This is a genomic window from Microbacterium capsulatum, from assembly GCF_030865425.1.
Lineage (GTDB): Bacteria > Actinomycetota > Actinomycetes > Actinomycetales > Microbacteriaceae > Microbacterium > Microbacterium capsulatum.
Genome location: NZ_JAVFCB010000001.1, coordinates 429312 through 446549 on the forward strand (window position 1 = coordinate 429312; position 17238 = coordinate 446549).

General features: G+C 71.4%; 17 protein-coding genes. 13 read left to right on the plus strand and 4 right to left on the minus strand.

What is annotated here, in order from left to right:
* Positions 1-41 precede the first annotated feature (41 nt).
* Genes RBR11_RS02035 through RBR11_RS02055 form a run of 5 tightly spaced genes read left to right on the plus strand, consistent with a single transcriptional unit; the run spans position 42 to position 5208 of the window.
* Complete coding sequence (locus RBR11_RS02035) at positions 42-1316, plus strand: RNA polymerase sigma factor (protein ID WP_308487621.1); 1275 nt, start codon at positions 42-44, stop codon at positions 1314-1316.
* 49 nt (positions 1317-1365) lie between these two features.
* Positions 1366-2631, plus strand: coding sequence for a MurT ligase domain-containing protein (locus RBR11_RS02040; protein WP_308487622.1), 1266 nt, complete (start codon positions 1366-1368; stop codon positions 2629-2631).
* Complete coding sequence (locus tag RBR11_RS02045; RefSeq protein WP_308487623.1) at positions 2628-3404, plus strand: type 1 glutamine amidotransferase; 777 nt, start codon at positions 2628-2630, stop codon at positions 3402-3404. The genes RBR11_RS02040 and RBR11_RS02045 overlap by 4 nt, the downstream gene beginning before the upstream one ends.
* Positions 3405-3463: 59 nt before the next feature.
* Entirely contained in the window at positions 3464-4171 is a 708-nt protein-coding gene (locus RBR11_RS02050; protein WP_308487624.1) for an alanine racemase C-terminal domain-containing protein, read from the plus strand.
* Positions 4168-5208 (plus strand): alanine racemase, encoded by a 1041-nt coding sequence (locus RBR11_RS02055; RefSeq protein WP_308487625.1) that lies wholly within the window; start codon positions 4168-4170, stop codon positions 5206-5208. The genes RBR11_RS02050 and RBR11_RS02055 overlap by 4 nt, the downstream gene beginning before the upstream one ends.
* Before the next feature lie 90 nt (positions 5209-5298).
* On the opposite strand, the gene RBR11_RS02060 is transcribed toward RBR11_RS02055, so the two are convergent.
* Positions 5299-5511, minus strand: a complete 213-nt coding sequence (locus tag RBR11_RS02060; RefSeq protein ID WP_308487626.1) for a DUF7455 domain-containing protein — start codon at positions 5509-5511, stop codon at positions 5299-5301.
* A gap of 183 nt (positions 5512-5694) precedes the next feature.
* Here RBR11_RS02060 and RBR11_RS02065 point away from each other — a divergent pair, with 183 nt between their 5' ends.
* From RBR11_RS02065 to RBR11_RS02075, 3 genes are read left to right on the plus strand one after another with little or no spacing between them, the layout of a single operon-like run.
* Positions 5695-7806, plus strand: coding sequence for a DNA gyrase/topoisomerase IV subunit B (locus RBR11_RS02065; RefSeq protein ID WP_308487627.1), 2112 nt, complete (start codon positions 5695-5697; stop codon positions 7804-7806).
* Positions 7806-8282: a GNAT family N-acetyltransferase gene (locus RBR11_RS02070; RefSeq protein ID WP_308487628.1), complete on the plus strand. Its 477-nt coding sequence runs from the start codon at positions 7806-7808 to the stop codon at positions 8280-8282. Before RBR11_RS02065 ends, RBR11_RS02070 begins: the two co-directional genes overlap by 1 nt.
* Positions 8283-8294: 12 nt before the next feature.
* Entirely contained in the window at positions 8295-9206 is a 912-nt protein-coding gene (locus RBR11_RS02075) for an arginase family protein (RefSeq protein WP_308487629.1), read from the plus strand.
* 12 nt (positions 9207-9218) lie between these two features.
* Here the strand turns inward: RBR11_RS02075 and RBR11_RS02080 are convergent, their stop codons facing one another.
* Entirely contained in the window at positions 9219-11663 is a 2445-nt protein-coding gene (locus RBR11_RS02080; RefSeq protein WP_308487630.1) for a DNA gyrase/topoisomerase IV subunit A, read from the minus strand.
* A gap of 89 nt (positions 11664-11752) precedes the next feature.
* Between RBR11_RS02080 and RBR11_RS02085 the strand changes: the two genes are divergently transcribed.
* Positions 11753-12871, plus strand: coding sequence for an alkaline phosphatase family protein (locus RBR11_RS02085; RefSeq protein ID WP_308487794.1), 1119 nt, complete (start codon positions 11753-11755; stop codon positions 12869-12871).
* A gap of 152 nt (positions 12872-13023) precedes the next feature.
* Here the strand turns inward: RBR11_RS02085 and sepH are convergent, their stop codons facing one another.
* Positions 13024-14082: a septation protein SepH gene (gene sepH, locus RBR11_RS02090; protein WP_308487631.1), complete on the minus strand. Its 1059-nt coding sequence runs from the start codon at positions 14080-14082 to the stop codon at positions 13024-13026.
* A 199-nt stretch (positions 14083-14281) separates the two neighbouring features.
* Here sepH and RBR11_RS02095 point away from each other — a divergent pair, with 199 nt between their 5' ends.
* Positions 14282-14575: a DUF4193 domain-containing protein gene (locus RBR11_RS02095; RefSeq protein WP_308487632.1), complete on the plus strand. Its 294-nt coding sequence runs from the start codon at positions 14282-14284 to the stop codon at positions 14573-14575.
* Positions 14576-14774: 199 nt separating this feature from the next.
* Here the strand turns inward: RBR11_RS02095 and RBR11_RS02100 are convergent, their stop codons facing one another.
* A complete protein-coding gene (locus tag RBR11_RS02100) occupies positions 14775-15257 on the minus strand; it encodes a DUF3093 domain-containing protein (RefSeq protein ID WP_308487633.1) in 483 nt (160 codons plus the stop codon).
* 12 nt (positions 15258-15269) lie between these two features.
* Here RBR11_RS02100 and dut point away from each other — a divergent pair, with 12 nt between their 5' ends.
* Genes dut through RBR11_RS02115 form a run of 3 tightly spaced genes read left to right on the plus strand, consistent with a single transcriptional unit; the run spans position 15270 to position 17151 of the window.
* Positions 15270-15743, plus strand: coding sequence for a dUTP diphosphatase (gene dut / locus RBR11_RS02105; protein ID WP_308487634.1), 474 nt, complete (start codon positions 15270-15272; stop codon positions 15741-15743).
* 11 nt (positions 15744-15754) lie between these two features.
* Positions 15755-16351 carry a DUF3710 domain-containing protein gene (locus RBR11_RS02110; RefSeq protein ID WP_308487795.1) on the plus strand — a complete coding sequence of 199 codons (597 nt, stop codon included), beginning with the start codon at positions 15755-15757 and terminating at the stop codon, positions 16349-16351.
* Positions 16348-17151: a DUF3159 domain-containing protein gene (locus RBR11_RS02115; protein WP_308487635.1), complete on the plus strand. Its 804-nt coding sequence runs from the start codon at positions 16348-16350 to the stop codon at positions 17149-17151. Before RBR11_RS02110 ends, RBR11_RS02115 begins: the two co-directional genes overlap by 4 nt.
* Positions 17152-17238 lie beyond the last annotated feature (87 nt).

The window sequence follows — 17238 nt, forward strand, 5'->3', positions numbered from 1 at the left end:
GTCCCGGGGGGCCCGCGCAGCTCCCCGTTGAAAGGCGAGACGTGACGACTGCCACGAAGAAGAACACCCGGACGAACACCGCGGCGACCGAACCCGAGGAGGTCGCCGCCGAGGCGGCCGCCGCCGAGGAGAAGGACGCCAAGAAGCCCGCGGCGAAGAAGCCGGCGGCGAGCAAGGCCACCGCGAAGAAGACCTCGTCCCGCGCCAAGAAGGACGAAGAGCCCGAGGACGAGGCGGCTGCCGCCGAGGACGCGGCGGCGAAGGAGGCCGACGCGGCCGACGACGCCGACGACGAGGAGGGCGCGAAGCCCGTCTTCACCGAGCCGCTGCCGACCGGCGCGATCCGAATCAGCTCGACCGACGAGGACGACGTCCCCGTCTACTCGACCCAGATCACCGGCGCCACCGCCGACCCGGTCAAGGACTACCTGAAGCAGATCGGAAAGGTCGCGCTGCTGAACGCGGCCGAAGAGGTCGAGCTCGCGATGCGGATCGAGGCCGGTCTGTTCGCCGAGGAGAAGCTGTCCACGATGTCGGCGGCCGAGAAGACCAGCCAGCTCGGTCTCGACCTGCAGTGGGTCGCCCGCGACGGCCAGCGCGCCAAGAGCCACCTGCTCGGCGCCAACCTGCGCCTCGTCGTCTCCCTCGCCAAGCGCTACACCGGCCGCGGCATGCAGTTCCTGGACCTCATCCAGGAGGGCAACCTCGGTCTCATCCGCGCGGTGGAGAAGTTCGACTACACCAAGGGCTTCAAGTTCTCGACGTACGCCACGTGGTGGATCCGTCAGGCGATCACCCGCGCGATGGCCGACCAGGCCCGCACGATCCGCATCCCCGTGCACATGGTCGAGGTCATCAACAAGCTCGCCCGCGTGCAGCGGCAGATGCTGCAGGACCTCGGTCGCGAACCCACGCCGGAGGAGCTGAGCCGCGAGCTCGACATGACTCCCGAGAAGGTCATCGAGGTGCAGAAGTACGGCCGTGAGCCGATCTCCCTGCACACCCCCCTCGGCGAGGACGGCGACAGCGAGTTCGGCGACCTGATCGAGGACACCGAGGCCGTCGTCCCCGCGGACGCGGTCGGCTTCACGATGCTGCAGCGTCAGCTCGAGCAGCTGCTGGACTCCCTGTCCGAGCGCGAGGCGGGCGTGATCCGCATGCGTTTCGGCCTCGGCGACGGCCAGCCGAAGACGCTGGACCAGATCGGCGACACCTTCGGCGTGACCCGCGAGCGGATCCGCCAGATCGAGTCGAAGACCATGGCCAAGCTGCGGCACCCGAGCCGTTCGCAGTCGCTGCGGGACTATCTTGAGTGACCCGAGGACTCCTCGGGCGCGCAAGGCAGGTCTCCGGTACGTCTTCCCCGTGGCGGCGGGCAAGCTCGCGCGCTTCGCGACGCGCCTCCGCGGCGGCGGCTCGGCGTTCCCGGGATACCTGACCAACAGGCTCTCGCCCTCGCTGCTGCCGACGCTCGCCGGTCAGTTCGACCACGGCGTGGTCTTCGTGCTCGGCTCGAACGGCAAGACCACGACCACGCACATGGTCAGCGAGGTGCTGCGTGCGCACGGGCTGACCGTGTTCACGAACCCGACCGGCGCGAACCTGCCGCAGGGGGTGACCAGCGCGCTGCTGGCCGACGCGACCCTCACCGGCCGGGTGCGCGCCGATGTGGCGGTGCTCGAGGTCGACGAGGGCTACGCGTCCGAGCTCGCCGATCTGCTCTCGCCGTCGGTGATCCTGTCGCTGAACGTGCAGGTCGACCAGCTGTACCGGTTCTACGAGACCGAACGCGTCGCGGACATGATGCTCGAGGCCTCCACCCGCGCCACCCACCACGTCGTAATCAACCGGGACGACCCGTACCTGAGCAAGGTCGACGCGTCACGCATGATCGCGCCGGTGTCGTTCTTCGGCGTCGCCCCCGAGATCGTCGCGGAGTCCGCGCACGGGCTCGCGAACGCCACCGACACCCGCAGCGGCGAGGCCGGCGCGATCGCGCACCCCGCGTTCGCCGAGGTCGTGGCGGTCGCGGGGCGCGAGATCACGGTGACGGTGGACGGATCCGCGGTCCCGATCACGCTGCCCGCCAAGGGTCTGCACTACGCGGCCGACGCCGCCGCGGCGCTGACCGTCGCGGCCCGGGTGCTCGGCGCGGGCTTCGATGCGGCCAGCGCCGGACGCGGCTTCGCGAACATGGCGCCCGCGTACGGTCGCGGCGAGGTCATCCCGCTGCGGAACGACGCGCAGGGCGAGCAGGTCGAGTTCGTCATGTTCAAGAACGCCCCCAGCATGCAGATGAACCTGGACGCCCTGGACGGCGCCCCGGAGCGGCTGCTGCTGGCGATCGACGAGGGAACGCCGGACGTGTCCTGGCTGTACGACGTGGATCTCGACGGGATCGACCACGTCGACGTCGTGACGGGGGAGAAGGCCTATCAGCTGGCCCTGCGTCTCGAGCACGCCGGCATCCCCATGGGACTCGTGGAGCCCGACATGGAGAAGGCGGTCGCGTACATGCGCTCCCTGCCCGACACCACGACGGGGCGGCAGACCTGGTTCGTCAACTACGAGCTGATGATGATCGGCCGCCGGATCCTCGGCCACGGCGATCAGGAGGTGGCGCGCCGATGACCCTTCGACAGGCTCAGGGAGCGATCGTCAAGATCGTGCAGTTGTACCCGCAGGAGCTCGGCGTCACCGGCGACCGCGGCAACGTCCGCGCGCTGGAGACCCGCCTCGAGCGCGCCGGCATCCCCGTCGAGGTCGTGCACGTCGGCATCGGCGACGCGACTCCCGCCGACGCGGATGTCGTGATCCTCGGCAACGGGCCGCTCTCGGCGATGCGCATCGTGGCGGACGATCTGCGCGCCCGCCGCGACGAGCTGTCAGCCGCGATCGACGCCGGGGTGGCCGTGCTGGCCGTCGGCGCCGGCGCCGAGCTGCTCTCCGACGGTGTCGCGCTGCTGGACGGCGAGGTGCTGGACGGCCTCGGGATCCTGCCCCTGCGGGTCGAGCGCACGCGCGAGCGCCGCGTCGGCTACGTCATCGCCGACACCGTGCACGGCCGTCTCATCGGCTTCGAGGACCACGCCTCCGAGTGGGCGCTCGGCGAGGGCGCGGAGGTCTACGGCACCGTCGTCGCGGGCAAGGGATCCTTCCCTCGCGGCGCCGGCTCCGGCGAGACCATCCGCGTGCGCAACGTGTTCGCGACCAACGTGCAGGGCCCGGTGCTTCCGCTGAACCCGCAGCTGAGCGACGAGATCCTCCGGATCGCGGCGGAGCGACGCGGGCACTCCTATCGCGCGGGCGCCGAGCACGACGCGCTGAACGCGCTGGCGGCCGGAGCGCGCAAGGCGATCGAGGACCGCGTCGGCGACGAGGTCTTCACCTACATGAAGGTCTGAGACCGCTCTCGGCGCCGCCGGCGCCGGACGGGCGCCAGCGACGCAGGACGGGGGAGACCATGAGCGAGAGGACGCGGAGCGCCATGCTGCGCTCGTGCATCTCCCGGTCGGCTCTCGCCCTGGGTGCGGCCCGCGCGGTCGAGGCGGGTGGAGCCGGAATCGCCGATCTCCGCCGCGACGCGTGGGGCCATGGGCTGCTCGCGGTCGCCCAGGCCGTCACGGCCGCCGGGGCGCGCGCCGTGCGCGTGGACGGCGACGCGGAGGCGCAGGCACTCGCCCTCGAGGGCGTCGCCGCGACCTGGACCGACGAGCCCGACCTGGATCCGCGCCTGCTCTACGGCCTCCCCGACGACGACGGATCCCTCCCCGGAGCCCCGGTGATGCGGGTGGTCGGCCGAGTGCTGTCCACGAAGGACATCGCGGCCGGCGGCGGCGTCTCGTACGGGTACATCCACCGCGCCCCGGAGGACTCCCGGCTCGCGCTGATCACCGGCGGATACGCGCAGGGTGTGGTGCGGGCGCTCGGCAGCACGGCCTCGGTCGAGATCGACGGGATCGTGCACCCGATCGTGGGTCGGATCGCCATGGACGTGTGCGTGGTCGACATCGGCGATGCGGACGTCCGGATGGGGGCCGAGGCCACCTACTTCGGCGGACGGGGACCGCTCGCGGCGGGGGCAGCGGACTGGGCGCGGATCACCGGGATGGGCGTCGGGGAGCTCGTCGCCGTGGTCGGCCGGCGGACGGAGCGCGCATGGGAGGCATGACGAGGCCCGTGCTGCGGGTCGATGAGGCCGTGCTCCGCGCGAACATCGCGGCCGTGACGCGGCGCGTCGAACCGGCCGAGCTGATGATGGTCGTGAAGGACGACGGCTACGGGCTCGGCGCCCGCTGGTCGGCGGAGGTGGCCGCGGATGCGGGGGTCGGCTGGATCGGCACCTACGACATCCCCACGGCCGTGCGCCTGCGCGAGGTGGTCGGCGCCGAGACCCGGTTGTTCGCCTGGGTCACCTCCGACGACGAGGAGATCGCCGACGCGCTGCTCGCGGATGTCGATCTGGGCGTCGGCTCCCTGGATTACCTCCGCCGCGTCATCGAGCGCGCCGGAGCCTTGGGCGTGCGCGCGCGGATCCACCTGAAGGTCGACACAGGTCTGCACCGCAACGGCCTCGCCGCGGACGAGTGGGACGACGGCGTCGCCCTCGCGCTCCGGGCGCAGGGCGAGGGGCGCGTCGTGCTGGTCGGTGCCTGGAGCCACCTCGCCGAGGCCAGCGACGCGGAGGACGACGACGCGCAGGCCCGGTTCCTCGCCGCGGTGGAGCGGGCACGGGTGCTCGGCGCCGAACTGCCGTACGTGCACCTCACGGCGTCGGCGGCGACCTGGGCCCGGCCCGAGCTGCGCGGCACTCTCGTCCGGGTCGGCGCGTTCTGCTACGGGATCCGCTCCGCCGACGGTCCCGACCTGCCCGGGATCGCGCCGGCGGCCGAGCTCGTGGCGATGGTCGAGCGGATCGAGGGGGACGAGGTCGTCGTCGGCATCGGATCCTTCGACGGCCTGCCCAGCATCCTCGCCGGTCGTGTCGAGGTCGGCACTCCGGCCGGCGCTCGTCCGCTGCGGCGGATCGATCCCGACTCCGCCCGGGTGGCGGCCTGGGAGGGTGCGGCGGTCGGCGACGAGGTCGTGCTGTTCGGCCGCGGCGGATCCGGCGATGTCGTGCCGACGACGCTGGCCGAGGCGATCGGAACGGTCGGCGAGGAGATCCTCTGCCGCCTCACGGCGCACGTGCGCCGCGAGCAGGTCTGACGGCCGTATCCCACCCACGCGGTCCGGCGATCCCGGGCCACGAAAAACGCCCGGAGTCCGAGGACACCGGGCGTTCCTGTCTGAAAGTGCTCAGGAGTCGAGGAGTCGCGACGTCTCGTCGTGCCAGCTCGTCGCCACCGCGCGCAGCTTCTCCTCGTACTTGCGCCCGTGGTGCGCGCAGAACAGCAGCTCGGAGCCGTTGACCACGGCGGCGATGTACGCCTGGGCTCCGCAGGAGTCGCACCGATCCATCGCCGTGAGGCGGGGGATGGTGGTGCTGTCTCGTTCAGTCGTCGCGTTCATCTCGATGCCTCCCCAGTGCTCGTTTCTTGCTTACTGCATCTGCTTTATACAACCACGCGGACCTGGGAGTAATGCCCGTAGTTCCGCGTGTTTCGCTGACCGCGTATCCGGGGCCCGGAGGTCCCGACCGCGCTAGGAGTGTCGGCCATCGGCGGCATCCGGACGTCGATACGATTGAGAATTGTGACAGCCGAGTACTCCGCCCATCACCTCCAGGTCCTCGAAGGGCTCGAAGCCGTCCGCAAGCGCCCGGGCATGTACATCGGCTCGAACGGATCGCCGGGCCTCATGCACTGCCTCTGGGAGATCATCGACAACTCCGTCGACGAAGCCGTGGCCGGCAACGGCACCCGCATCGAGGTGGTCCTGCACGTCGACGGCAGCGTCGAGGTGCGCGACCGCGGACGCGGCGTGCCCGTCGACGTCGAGCCGCGCACGGGGCTCACCGGCGTCGAGGTGGTCTACACCAAGCTGCACGCCGGCGGGAAGTTCGGCGGCGGCTCCTACGCGGCGTCGGGCGGTCTGCACGGCGTCGGCGCCTCCGTCGTGAACGCCCTCTCCGAGCGTCTCGACGTCGAGGTCGACCGCGACGGCAAAACCTACGCGATGTCCTTCCACCGCGGCGAGCCCGGCCTGTTCGACGACAAGGGGACTCCGCGGCCGGATGCGCCGTTCACCCCGTTCGAGGAGCGCAGCGAGCTGCGCGTCATCGGCAAGGTCGCCAAGGGCGTCACCGGCACGCGGGTGCGCTACTGGGCGGACCGGCAGATCTTCACCAAGGACGCGGCGTTCCAGCTCGCCGACCTGGAGACCCGGGCGCGGCAGACGGCGTTCCTCGTCCCCGGCCTGGAGATCCTCGTCCGCGACGAGCGCCCGGCAGGGCTCGCGGGCGACGACGGCGGAGCCACCCCGGCCGCGAACGAGACCAGCTACCACTACGAGGGCGGGATCAGCGAGTTCGTCGAGTACCTCGCCACCGACGCGCCGGTCACCGACACGTGGCGGCTGCAGGGCTCGGGCGGGTTCACCGAGACCGTGCCGGTGCTGCAGGCGGACGGATCCATGAAGGCCACCGAGGTGCACCGCGAGTGCGCGGTCGACATCGCGCTGCGCTGGGGCGCCGGCTACGAGACCTCGTTGCGCTCGTTCGTCAACATCATCTCCACGCCCAAGGGCGGCACCCATCAGCAGGGCTTCGAGCAGGAGCTGCTGAAGACCCTGCGCAGCCAGGTCGAGCAGAACGCCCGCCGGCTCAAGGCGGGCAACGACAAGCTCGAGAAGGACGACGTGCTCGCCGGCCTGACCGCCGTGCTCACGGTCACCGTGCCCGAGCCGCAGTTCGAGGGTCAGACCAAGGAGGTGCTCGGCACGCCCGCCGTGCGCACGATCGTCGCCCAGGTGGTCCGCAAGGCCCTCGCCGAGCGGTTCGGATCCTCCAAGCGCGATGACAAGAACCAGGCGTCGATGCTGCTCGACAAGATCGTCGCCGAGATGAAGGCACGCGTATCCGCCCGCGCGCACAAGGAGACCCAGCGCCGCAAGAACGCGCTGGAGTCGTCGTCGCTGCCCGCGAAGCTCGTCGACTGCCGGTCCACGGACGTCGCGCAGACCGAGCTGTTCATCGTGGAGGGCGATTCGGCCCTCGGCACGGCCAAGCACGCCCGCGTCAGCGAGTACCAGGCGCTCCTGCCGATCCGCGGCAAGATCCTCAACGTGCAGAAGGCGTCGATCAGCGACATGCTGTCGAACGTCGAGTGCGCGTCGATCATCCAGGTGATCGGCGCCGGATCCGGCCGCTCCTTCGACATCTCCACGGCGCGCTACGGGAAGATCATCCTGATGAGCGACGCCGACGTCGACGGCGCGCACATCCGCACCCTGCTGCTGACGCTGTTCTTCCGGTACATGCGGCCGCTCATCGAGGAGGGGCGCGTGTTCGCCGCCGTCCCGCCGCTGCACCGCGTCATCGTGATGAACCCCGGGTCGAAGCCGAACGAGACCATCTACACCTACAGCGAGCAGGAGCTGCACGCGCTGCTGGCCAAGCTGCGCAAGCAGAACAAGCGCTGGCACGAGCCCATCCAGCGCTACAAGGGCCTCGGCGAGATGGACGCCGAGCAGCTCGCCTCCACCACCATGGACCGCTCCGGCCGCCTGCTCCGCCGCGTGCGGATGGAGGACGCGGAGGCCGCGGGCCGGGTGTTCGAGCTGCTGATGGGCAACGAGGTCGCCCCGCGTCGCGAGTTCATCATCGACTCCTCGGACCGCCTCGCGCGCGAGGCCATCGACGCGTGATGACCGCTCTCCCCGAGGGCATCGCGCTGCGCGCCGCGACGGAGGACGACGTCGACGCGGTCGTCGCGCTCAAGGAGCGGGTGCTGCGCCAGGACCTGGAGCCGCTGGTCGGCTGGGATCCGGAGCGGTCCCGGGAGCGGGTGATCGAGCACTTCTCGACCGCGCACACCCGGATGATCCTGATCGACGGCGTGGTCGGCGGCACCGTCACCCTGCGTCCCGACGACGAGGTGCTGTGGCTCGAGATGTTCTACCTCGACGCGGTGCATCAGGGCCGCGGGATCGGCACGGCCGTGCTGCGGGTCGTGCTGGCCGAGGCCGAGGGGGTGCGGCCGCTGCGGCTGCAGGTGCTCGTCGGATCGGCGGCGCGCCGGCTGTACGAGCGGCACGGCTTCGTGGCCGAGGACGAGGACGGCGTCGACGTGTGGATGCGTCGCACACCGGGCGGGTCTGCGGAGCACGGCACGGCCGCTTGACAGACTGAGACGGTGATCGCCGTCGTCTCCGCCCCGACCAACCTGGGCCTGCGTCCGCCCGTACGCGGAGGTGTCCCCGGCGCGGGCAAGGCCCCGGAGGCCCTGCGCGAGGCAGGGCTGCACCGCCTGCTGCAGTCCCGCGGCGCCCTCGACGGCGGCGTCGTGCTGCCGGGGCGCTACGTGGACGACGACGGGCGCCGCCCGGCCGGCAGGGTGCGCAACGAGGCGGCGATCGTCGACCACGCGCGGCGGCTCGCGCACCGGCTGGTGGAGATCCGTCGCGCGGGCGACGTGCCGCTCGTGCTCGGCGGCGACTGCAGTCTCGCGATCGGCGCCGGCCTCGCCACGCGGGTCAGCGGCGGTGGGGGACTGGTGCACCTCGACGGGCACACCGACTTCCGTCACCCCGGCAACAGCGCCGGCATCGGCAGCGTCGCCGGTGAGGACCTCGCGGCCGCGATCGGGCTGCACTCGCCCGCGATGTCGGACATCGACGGGCTCTCGCCGTACTTCGCGCCGGAGCGCACGGCCCACATCGGCTGCCGGTACGCCGACCCGCACGTCGAGGAGCTGCGCGCGCTGATCCCGATCGTGGTGCCGGCCGACGACGTGATCCTGCACGGCGGGGCGCGGGCGGCCGCGCGGGTGCGTGCGACCGAAGGACTCGAGAGCGGCTACTGGATCCAGGTGGACGTGGATGTGCTGGATCCGGTCCACATGCCGGCCGTGGACAGCCCCGACCCGGGCGGCCTCGCCCCGGACGAGCTCGTGGGCCTGCTCGCCGCGCTCGCCCCGCACGCCTGGGGAGCGGCGGTCACCGTGTTCGATCCCGACCTGGACCCCGAGGGCGTGCACGCCCGCACCGTGGCCGCCATCGTGGCGGAGGGACTCGCCGACCTCGGGGCGGCCCGCACCGAGGACTGATGGCGGGCCGGGTCAGGCCCCGAGCGTGCCGCCGATGGAGCCGATCACGCCGTCGATCGGCTGGCCCGAGGCGTCGCGCTTGGCACCGGTCTCGGGGAGGGTCCTGGCCGAGCCGTCGGGGCCGACCGCGAGCGCCGGCTCCGCACCGACCCAGGCCAGCGTCAGCCGATCCTCGCCCTTCAGGAACGCGTGCGCGCGCACACCGCCCGTGGCGCGGCCCTTGCCGGGGAACTCGGTGAACAGGGAGGCCTTGGCGCGGCCGGCGTCGGTCCCCGCGATCATCCCGGTCGCACCGGAGACGGTCACGACGATGGCGTCGTCGCCCGCGGCCAGCACGGAGAACGCGATGACCTCGGCCTTGGCGCCGAGCTTGATGCCGGCCATGCCGCCGGCCGGCGCACCCTGGGGTCGCACCCCGGAGGCGGCGAAGTGCAGCAGCTGCGCGTCGCTCGTGACGAACACGAGCTCGGCGTCGTCGGGGGCCGCGCCGGCGCCGACGACCGCGTCGCCGGGCTTCATGCCGATGATCTCGAGCTCCGGGCGCACGGCGAGCGTCGAGGGCACGACGCGCTTGACCACGCCGGAGCGGGTGCCGAGCGCGACCGGGGTGTCGTCGTCGAAGCGGATCAGGGTCAGGATCCGCTCGCTCTTGTCGAGCAGGCCGATGTAGTCGCGCAGCGGCACGCCGGCGGCGAGGTGCACCGAGGCGGACGGCACCGACGGCAGATCCATCGCCGTGAACCGCAGCACCCGGCCGGCGGACGTGACCGCGCCGATCTCGGTGCGCGTCGTCGTCGTGAGCGTCGCCAGGATCGCGTCGTGCTTGCTGCGCCGGGCGGCGGGGGAGAGCTCCTGCCCCGGCTCCAGGTCCACGCGCACGGCCCGTCCGGTGGTGGACAGCACCACCACGGTCGGCGCGTCCGCGATCTGCAGGTCGACCGGTCCCTTCGTCGCGCGGGGCTTCGGCGGCGCCGCGTTCAGCAGCAGTGTGCGGCGGGGCGTGCCGTACGCCTCGGCCGCCGCGTCGAGCTCGCTCGCCACCTGGCCGCGCAGCAGTGCCTCGCTGCCGAGCAGCTCCTGCAGCTTCGCGATCTCCGCGAGCAGCTGGTCGCGCTCGGTCTCGAGCTCGATCCGGGAGAATCTGGTGAGGCGGCGCAGCCGCAGCTCGAGGATGTACTCGGCCTGCCGCTCGCTGAGGTCGAACACGCTCTGCAGACGGGTGCGGGCCTGCTCGGAGTCGTCCGAGGAGCGGATGACCTGGATGACCTCGTCGATGTCGAGGATCGCGATGAGGAGGCCCTCGACGAGGTGCAGGCGCTCCTCGCGGCGGGCCAGGCGGTACCGGCTGCGCCGGGTGACGACCTCGAGACGGTGCCGCACGTATACGCTCAGCAGCTCCTTGAGCCCGAGCGTGCGCGGCTGCCCGTCGACGAGGGCGACGTTGTTGATGCTGAAGGAGTCCTCCAGCGGGGTGAGCCGGTACAGCTGCTCGAGCACGGCGTTCGGGTCGAAGCCGTTCTTGATGCCGATCTGGATCCGCAGGCCGTGGTTGCGGTCGGTGAGGTCGTTGACGTCGCTGATGCCCTGCAGCTTCTTCGCCTGCACGGCGTCGCGGATCTTCTCGATCACGCGCTCCGGCCCCACCATGTAGGGCAGTTCGGTGACGACGATGCCGGTGCGCCGGGGGCCGAGCGGTTCGATGGACACCTTGCCGCGCACCTTGAACGCGCCGCGTCCGTTCGCGTACGCGTCGCGCACGCCGTCCAGGCCCATCACGATCCCGCCGGAGGGGAAGTCGGGGCCGGGCACGAACTCCATCAGCTCCTCGGTCGTCGCCTCGGGGTGCTCGAGCAGGTGCGTGGCCGCCGCGACGACCTCGATGAGGTTGTGCGGCGCCATGTTCGTGGCCATGCCGACCGCGATGCCGCTCGCGCCGTTCACGAGCAGGTTCGGGAACGCGGCGGGCAGAACGGACGGCTGCTGGAACTGGCCGTCGTAGTTCGGCACGAAGTCGACGACGTCCTCGTCGAGGCTCTCCGTGAGCGCGAGGGAGGCGGGGGCGAGCCGCGCCTCGGTGTATCGCGAGGCGGCCGGGCCGTCGTCGAGGGAGCCGAAGTTGCCGTGGCCGTCGACGAGGGGCAGGCGCAGCGAGAACGGCTGCGCGAGGCGGACGAGCGCGTCGTAGATCGCGGAATCGCCGTGCGGGTGCAGCTTGCCCATCACATCGCCGACCACGCGGGCGCTCTTCACGTGCCCGCGCTCGGGGCGCAGGCCCATCTCCGCCATCTGGAACAGGATCCGGCGCTGCACCGGCTTCAGGCCGTCGCGGGCGTCCGGGAGGGCTCGCGAGTAGATGACCGAGTACGCGTACTCGAGGAAGGAGCCCTGCATCTCGCTCGACAGATCGATGTCCTGGATGCGCTCGTCGATCGGCTCTGGCGGCGTGGTGCGGGGCATGGGCTTCCTGCGGTCATCGGGAGGCGGCGGAGGGTTTCTCGACGCCGGATCCGGGTCCGTCCCTGTGCGAGACTGACTCGGTGAGCCTCATGCTACCGGCGATCCCGCCCTCTTCCCGGAGCATCACCGGGGTGGCGCACGACCTGCTCGGTTCTCTGGCCGGCACGGGAGAGGCGCTGCCGCCGGTCCGCTCGGCGATCCTCGCGGTCGTCGACGGCCTCGGCGCGATCCAGCTCCGCGGGCACGCCGGCCACGCGCGGCGCCTGTCCGCGGCGATGACGAAGAGGGACGTGCTGTCCAGCGTCTTCCCCTCCACGACGGCGTCGGCGCTCACGAGCCTGCTCACCGGGGCGGATCCGGGGCGGCACGGCCTCGTGGGCTACCGCGTCCGTGATCCGCAGCGCGGGGTGCTCGTCAACCAGCTCTCCGGCTGGGAGGAGGCGGGCGTCGACGCCTCCGCGTGGCAGGCTGAGCCGACGGTGTTCGAGCGCACGATCGCGCAGGGGCGGCCGGCCTTCGCCGTCGGTCTGCCCGAGTACGCGCACAGCGGCTTCTCCGCGGCGACGCTGCGCGGCGCCGAGTTCCACTCGGCGCGCTCCGCCGCCGACCGGGTCGCCCTCGCCGTCGCTCTCGCCGAGGAGCATGAGGGCGCCCTGATCTACTGCTATCTGCCCGAGGCCGACAAGGCGGGACACAAGCACGGCGTCGCCTCGGCCGACTGGGTCGCCGCGCTCGAGGACGTGGATGCGGCGATGCCGTCGTCGCTCCCGGCCGGCGTCGGCATGCTCGTCACCGCCGACCACGGCATGGTGGACGTGCCGAAGACCCGTCACCTCATCGTCGACGAGAACAGTCCGATGCAGCGCGGTGTCTCGGCGATCGCGGGGGAGCCGCGCATGCTGCACGTCTACCTCGAGGAGCCGGAGCGGGTCGACGAGGTCGCGGCGGAGTGGATCCGCGGTACCGAGGGCGCGGCCGACGTGCTCACCCGGGATCAGGCCGTGCGAGGCGGCCTGTTCGGCACCGAGGTCACCGCGGATGCGGCGGCGAGGGCCGGCGACCTCATCGTGCCGGCACGCGGCGTCTGGGCGCTGTACGACGGCGCCGCCGATGACCAGCGCAGCCAGGGCATGATCGGCCAGCACGGCTCGCTCACCCCGGAGGAGCTTCGCGTGCCGCTGCTGCGGTTCGGCGCGTACACGCGCTGAGAGCGGCTCTCGGTCGTTGAGCGACACTTCGACTCGCTGACGCTCGCTCAGCGCGGGTCTCGGCGAGACGGAACCGGGGTTGCTCTCGAGTTCACCGCGTTTCGTCTCGGTCGCGCTGGCGCGCGTCCTCGCTCAACGACCGGGAGAGGCGCTCAGTCCTCGCTGCGGGCGCCGAAGACGATCTCGTCCCAGGACGGCATCTCCCGGCGGCGCTTGCGCGTCGGGCCGTCCTGTTCGCCGGCGAACGGACGCGCGTCTTCGGGCTCGGGTGCCGGATCCGGTTCGTAACCGGGCTCCAGCGCCTCGAACAGCGCCAGCGGGCGCGACTCGTCGGAGTCGTCCTCGACGCTCGGCCGGGCCTCGCGCTGACCGCGCCGGCGGCGCAGCGCCTCGAGCAGGTCGGCGGTGTCGGACGGGGTGGTCGGGGCGAACGTGGCGCTGCGGGTGGCCGCCTCCTGCGCGTTCGAGGACGACTGCGGGTGCCGTGCGGAACGCGGCTCGACCGCCTCGGCGGCGCCGTCGTCCTCGTCGGGCTCGGGCTGCGGCACCAGACGCGGGCCGAACGCCCCCGAGTCGAAGCGGGTGTCGTCCTTGTACGGCGAGGGGCGCTCCTTGTCGAGCGCGCGCAGCCGAGGGATCAGGCCCTCCGGGAGGGACCCCTGCCGGGACAGCTGCGTGGCGTCGGCGTTGACCGGGGCGAGAGCGCTGCGCCGCGGGTCGAAGCTCCAGCGGGCGTCGTGCTCCACCTCGTTCGCCGAGAACTCGAGCTTGATCACCCAGCCGGAGTCGTCCTTCCAACTCGCCCAGCGCTCCCCGGACGCGTCGAGGTCCGCGAGCTTGGCGCGGATCGCGACCCCGAAGGTCGGCTGCGCGTCGGGCTCGACCTCGCTGCCGATGAGCACGGGCACGGCGAGCGCCTGCCCGACGACGTGCTCGCGCTCGGCGAGCACGGGGCTCTCGAAGCGCTGCACGACCTCGAGGCCGACCCCGAGCAGCTCGGCGACGTCGGCGGCGGACATGCCCGCACGGATGTGCGATTGGATCTCGCGCGGGCTCGCGGCCAGCGGTGGCGACTTCTCCTCGCGGTTGGCCTTGGCACGGCGCAGTTCTGCGCGCAGCACCTCGTCGATCGGGAGCGCGAAGCGCGCTCCCGACTCCGTGGCGAGGACGAGGACGTCGTCTTCGGCGCCGACGATCGTGACGTGTTCCATGGCTCCAGCCCCTCAAGATGGGTGTCCGATCATGGTGTCACGGCCGTGCAGGCTGACCTGGGAATAGCGCGGGCGTGCCGTGAGTTCGGTACCGCGAACGAGTGGCATTTGCGAAATGGACGCGGGTCGTGCAAACTAACGCCCGCCGAAACACCCCCGGCGCCCCGCCACTCGCAGGATGAAAGTGGAGATCCACCCCATGGCAACCGATTACGACGCCCCGCGCAAGAGCGAAGACGAGAGCGAGTCCATCGAGGCTCTCAAGGAGCGCGTCCCTGACAAGATGTCGGGCTCGATCGATGTCGAGGACTCGGACAACCCCGGCGGATTCGACCTTCCGGGAGCCGACCTCTCCGACGTCGAGCTCGACGTCGTTGTGCTGCCCCCGCAGGAGGACGAGTTCACCTGTGTCAGCTGCTTCCTCGTGAAGCACCGTTCGCAGCTCGACCACGAGGACGCCGCAGGCCCGATCTGCAAGGAATGCGCGGCCTGACGACCCCTTGCGCGACGCGCGCCCGGACCGAACGGTTCCGGGCGCGTTCTGCGTCTCCGGGACGACCGGAGTCGTGCTCAGGTCTCCCCACCGTGTCCCACTTCTCGTGCCTCCGTGTCCCACTTTCTGCTGCCGAAACCGGGTTTCGGCAGCAGAAAGTGGGACACGGTCTCGTAGGCGGAACTCGGACCAGCCGGGATCAGGCGGCGCGGGTCGCCTCGGCGCGGGCCGCGCTGATCGCTGCGGCGAGACGGTCCGGCGTGCGGGACGAGATGGTCCAGCTGGGCGCCGGGTCGTCAGGATCCGTGTTCGGCACGATCACGATCCCGTCGATGCCGCCACGGATCAGATGCCAGCCGCGGGCGGGCAGTCCCGGTCCGCGCGCCTGACGGGCGTCGTCGCCGGTGCGCACCTCGGGATCACCGAGCCAGGACGCATCGATCCAGGCGCGGCCGGCGCGCAGCACTCGCGAGTCGACCTGCACCCGCGGGGACCCGAGGATCATCAGCGCGATGATCGCGATCGTCGCGACCGCGCCGATGACGAGGGCGATGCCGGATCCGGCGGGCACGAACACGAGCGTCAGCATCGGTCCGCCCAGGGCCGCCGCGAGGAACAGCCAGAGGCTGGGAGCCAGCCGCTCACGGTAACGGGGGCGGCTGTCGCCTGCTGCGTTCTGCATTAGCCTCTTTCCGTGACCGAATCCGTGGACGTTCCCATTATCGCGCCCGAGATCCCCGTCTACGCCCACCCCGGCGACGCCGGGGCCGACCTGGTCTCCGCCGAGGCGCTGCGCCTGGAACCCGGGCAGCGGGCGCTGGTCGGCACCGGTGTGCGGATCGCCCTCCCGGACGGCTTCGCGGCGTTCGTCGTCCCGCGCAGCGGCCTCGCAGCCAAGCACGGCATCACGATCGTGAACTCCCCGGGAACGGTCGACGCCGGCTATCGCGGCGAGATCAAGGTGAGTCTTCTGAACACGGACAGCAATGCGGCGTACGATGTCGCGGTCGGTGACCGGATCGCCCAGCTGATCGTCATGCCCGTCACGCGAGCGCGGTTCATCCCTGTGGACGCGCTCGACGAGAGCGATCGGGGTGCGGGCGGATTCGGATCCACCGGCTACCAGACGCAGAGCGCCGTACCCGTCGGCGCGGAGGAGAACGCATGAGCGACGACAGCATGCCCGAGATCGAGGCCGTCGAGGAAGACACCCAGGAGGGCCTCCACGACCGCGCGACCGACGGCCCGTTCGACGAGAGCGAGGCGAACCCGGTCCGCCCGTACATCGACCTCGGCGCCATCAAGATCCTGCCCCGCGAGGGGCTCAACCTGCGCCTCGAGGTCGAGGAGCAGACCCAGCGGATCGTCGCGGTCGGGCTCGACTACGCCGACTCGACGCTGCAGGTGCAGCCGTTCGCGGCCCCGCGTTCGACCGGCCTCTGGGACGAGACCCGCGCGCAGATCCAGGAGCAGATCACCCAGCAGGGCGGCCGGGTCGAGGAGCGCGAGGGCGCTCTCGGATCCGAGCTGCTCGCCGAGATCCCCGCCGTCGCCGGTGCGGAGGGCACCGTCACGCGCCTGGCCCGCTTCGTCGGCGTGGACGGGCCCCGCTGGTTCCTGCGCGGCGTGATCGGGGGAGCCGCGGCATCGAACGCCGAGGCGGCCGCCGCGGTCGAGGACCTGTTCCGGTCGATCGTGGTCGTCCGTGGCGGCGCGCCGATGCCCCCGCGCGACCTCATCCCGCTGCGGATGCCCGCGGCGCCCGGCACCGCGTGAGCGCTCCCGACCTGCCGGGGGAGACGCCGGCGGAGAAGTACGCTCCGCCGCCCGCCTCCGGAACCGCTCCCGATGCTGCGCAGGACGAGGCAACTCCCACATTCGCTGAAGCCATCGGTGCCTCGCTGGGATCCGCGGCCCGGCGCGCGGGGATCGACCCGGACGCAGGGCTGTCGACGGGCGCGATGGTCTGGAAGGTCATCGGCGGCTGGCGAGGAATCCTCGAAACTGCGCTTCCACTGCTCGCCTTCATCGTGACGTTCACTGCGACGAAGAACCTCGTGCTGGGCCTGGCGCTGTCCGTGGGGCTGGCTGCTGTGTTCACCCTCATCCGGCTTCTGATGAAGTCACCTCCGGTTGCGGCTCTGTCGGGTCTCATCGCCGCCGTCGTGGCCGCAGGACTGCCACTGTTCACAGGCCGCGCTGAGGACCAATTCGTCATCGGCTTCATCACCAACGTCGCTTACGGGGCTGCCTTCCTTATCTCGGCGCTCGTGCGCTGGCCGCTGATCGGCGTGGTCGTCGGCTTCTTGACCGGCGAGGGACTCGCTTGGCGCGAGGATCCGCATAAGCGCCGCACCTATTTCTGGCTCTCGGTCGCATGGGCGGCTCTCTTCCTCGCCCGACTCGGCGTGCAGCTCCCGTTCTACTTCGCCGGTGACGTGACGACGCTCGGCACGGTCAAGCTGCTCATGGGGATTCCGTTCTTCGCCCTTCTGCTCGCACTCACCTGGATCGTCGCGCGGAGGCTGAATCCACGACAGGACACGCCCCCCGAGGAGGCCGATCCGGCCTCCTGAGCCGTGCTAGATTTATCTCGACATCAAGATAAATCGACACCTTTCGCTCGGTCCTCCCGTGGCGCAGACTGGTAAGGCTCGCCTTGC